2 protein-coding genes and 1 pseudogene are annotated in these 2667 nt (G+C 63.2%); 2 read left to right on the top strand and 1 reads right to left on the bottom strand.

What is annotated here, in order from left to right; all coding sequences use genetic code 11:
- Positions 1–362, top strand: a 362-nt coding sequence (locus tag LCF60_RS24275) for a hypothetical protein (protein ID WP_292295095.1), incomplete at its 5' end; no start/stop codon positions are given.
- Between the two features lie 10 nt (positions 363–372).
- Here LCF60_RS24275 and LCF60_RS24270 read toward each other — a convergent pair.
- Positions 373–1562 (bottom strand): IS3 family transposase gene (locus LCF60_RS24270; protein ID WP_292295094.1). Its coding sequence is split into 2 segments (ribosomal slippage): positions 373–1310 and positions 1310–1562, totalling 1191 coding nucleotides; the frame shifts between segments, so codons are not numbered across the junction.
- A gap of 64 nt (positions 1563–1626) precedes the next feature.
- Here LCF60_RS24270 and LCF60_RS24265 point away from each other — a divergent pair.
- Positions 1627–2573, top strand: a pseudogene (locus tag LCF60_RS24265) (IS110 family transposase); the annotation flags it as partial.
- Positions 2574–2667: the final 94 nt, after the last annotated feature.

The following is a 2667-nucleotide window of genomic DNA, read 5'->3' as shown; positions in this document are numbered from 1 at the left end:
AACCGGCAACGGCACTCACAGAGGCTGATTTTGCGCGTGAGGAGATTATCGCGCTCAGATGGACCGTATACAATCAGGTTATGGAGGATCTGGCAGAGCGGCACGATCACGTGACCCTCGTCGTCTATGACGAGTTTTGCGAACAGCCGATCCATATCGCCCGCGAGCTATTCACCCGCCTCGGGGTGCCATGGCACGTGGATGTCGAAAGATTCCTGTCGGCGTCGCTCACACACGAGAGTTCGGGGGATGGCTATCATACCGTAATCAGGAACCCGGTAGCAGCCCGAGACAGGTGGCGCGAGACGCTTCCACACGATCAGCGCGAAGCGATCCTGCGCATTGTACGCCAGGTGACGTGACCCCCGTCGCTCATCCATCGGCGACCGGAATCGTGGGTTGAGGTTTGCGCTTTTGCGCGACGTGAGCAATGGCTATCGGCGCGGAGCCATTCATCGAGCGAAGCGGCGATGGCCATTGCGATTTCAAGGCCGCGGCATATGCGGCTGGAGTGACGTAGCCGAGCGACGAGTGCGGACGCGCGGTGTTGAAGTCCTTTCGCCACGCCGCGATCACGGCGCGAGCATGACCCATCGAGAAGAACAGGTGCTCGTTGAGGCATTCGTCTCGCATCCGGCCCTGGAAGCTTTCGGCCATGGCGTTCTGGGTTGGCTTGCCGGGTGCGATGTAGCGCCAGTCGAGCTTCAACTCCTTCGTGAAGGCCAGCACGGCAACAGACGTGAACTCCGTTCCGTTGTCGCTGATGATTGCGCCGGGCCGACCGCGCCGTTCGATTATGGCCTTGATCTCGCGCACCACGCGCTTGCCCGAGATCGAGGTATCCGGGATGGCGGCCAGGCATTCTTTCGTCACGTCGTCTATCACGTTCAACACCCGAAACCGTCGGCCGTTGGCGAGCTGGTCGTGAACGAAGTCGACGGACCATCGGCTGTTCGGGACGGTCGCCAGCGGGATCGGTGTTCGCGCCACCGCAATCCGTCGGCGGGACTTGCGTCGCCGAACCGTCAGCCCTTCCTCGCGGTAGAGCCGCTGGGTCTTCTTGCGGTTCACGATATGCCCCTCTTGGCGGAGCAGGACGTGCAGGCGGCGGTATCCAAACCGCCGCCGCTCATCGGCCAGCTTCCGTAGCCGCGCCCGCAGGTCCGCGTCATCTGGTCGCCTGCTGCGATAGCGGATCGAGCTCCGATCCACGGCGATCATGGCACACGCCCGCCGTTCACTCACCTCGAGGCTCCTCCTCAGATGTGCGACCGCTTCCCGCCTGCCGGCAGGCGTCACCACTTTTTTGACAGCAGATCCTTCAGCCCCGCATTGTCGAGCATCGCGTCCGCATAGAGCCGTTTCAGCTTCGCGTTCTCGTGCTCCAAAGCCTTGAGACGGCGCGCGTCAGACACGTCCATGCCGCCATACTTCGCCTTCCACGCGTAGAACGTCGCCGACGACATCCCGTGCTTGCGACACAGCTCGGCCACTGTCGCCCCGGCGTCGTTCTCCCGCAAGATGCCGATGATCTGCTCTTCGCTGAACCTGCTTCGCTTCATATCCAGTCCCTTCGCTTCGGTCTGAATTCCAGCAACCTCTGGAGGAAAAACAAGGGGTCACGTCAAGGTCCTTGAGTTTTTCGGTCAGCTGCCAGCCTGCGTCGTCGCGATGGAAGCCTGTGGCGGTGCGCATTTCTGGGGTCGCGAGATCGGGAAACTCGGCCACGACGTGCGGCTCATCCCGCCCGCCTACGTGAAGCCCTTCGTGAAGCGTCAGAAAAACGATGCGGCCGATGCCGAGGCGATCTGCGAGGCCGCACTGCGCCCGACGATGCGTTTCGTGCCTGTGAAGAGTGAAGAGACGCAGGGCGCGGCGATGGTGTTTCGCGTGCGCGAGCTTCTGATCCGGCAGCGGACCCAGGCCATCAATGCACTTCGAGGGCACTTGAGCGAGTTCGGACAGATCGTGCCACAAGGGGCGGCCAACGCGGCGAAGCTGATTGCAATCGTCGAAGACCCGGAATGCGATCTGCCTGCCGACGCCATTCCTACGCTCAAGGTTCTGGTCGCGGCACTGGCGCAGTTGGAGGCAGAGATCGGCAAGCTCGATACCGAGATCGCCCGTCGCGCCAAGGAGAACGAATTGGCGCGGCGTTTGATGACGGTGCCCGGTATCGGCCCGCTGATCGCGACGGCCATCGCGACCCTTGCGCCGCCGCCCGAGACTTTCCGCAAGGCTCGGGATTTTGCGGCGTCGTGCTGGAAGCACGCCTTCGGCGTGACGCTCGGGCTCACGCCCCGCCAGCATTCGACAGGCGGCAAACAGCGGCTCGGGGCCACGACGAGGATGGGCGAGCGATCCCTCAGGCGCCTGCTGATCATTGGCGCCAATAGCGTCATCATCAAACGGCATACCCATGCTGCGGCCCAGCCAGGCACATGGCTGGGCGGGATGCTGTCACGCAAGCCGCCAATGCTGGTGCGGGTGGCGCTGGCGAACAAGATGGCGCGCATCGTCTGGCCCTGATGGCCCGCGGTGGCGTTTACCAGTCTCCGGCCGCGGCGGCATAAGCCCGCTGTAGGTCGCGAGGACGTCGGAGCGGAAGAGGGCAAGGAGCAGTTTGGCGCAACAGTCGTGAGACGGGATCGGGAGAACCAGTGCGCA

The sequence above is a fragment of the Marivita sp. genome (assembly GCF_020055635.1).
In the GTDB taxonomy this organism is placed as follows: Bacteria; Pseudomonadota; Alphaproteobacteria; order Rhodobacterales; family Rhodobacteraceae; genus Marivita.
This window is presented reverse-complemented; position numbering and strand designations above follow the sequence as displayed.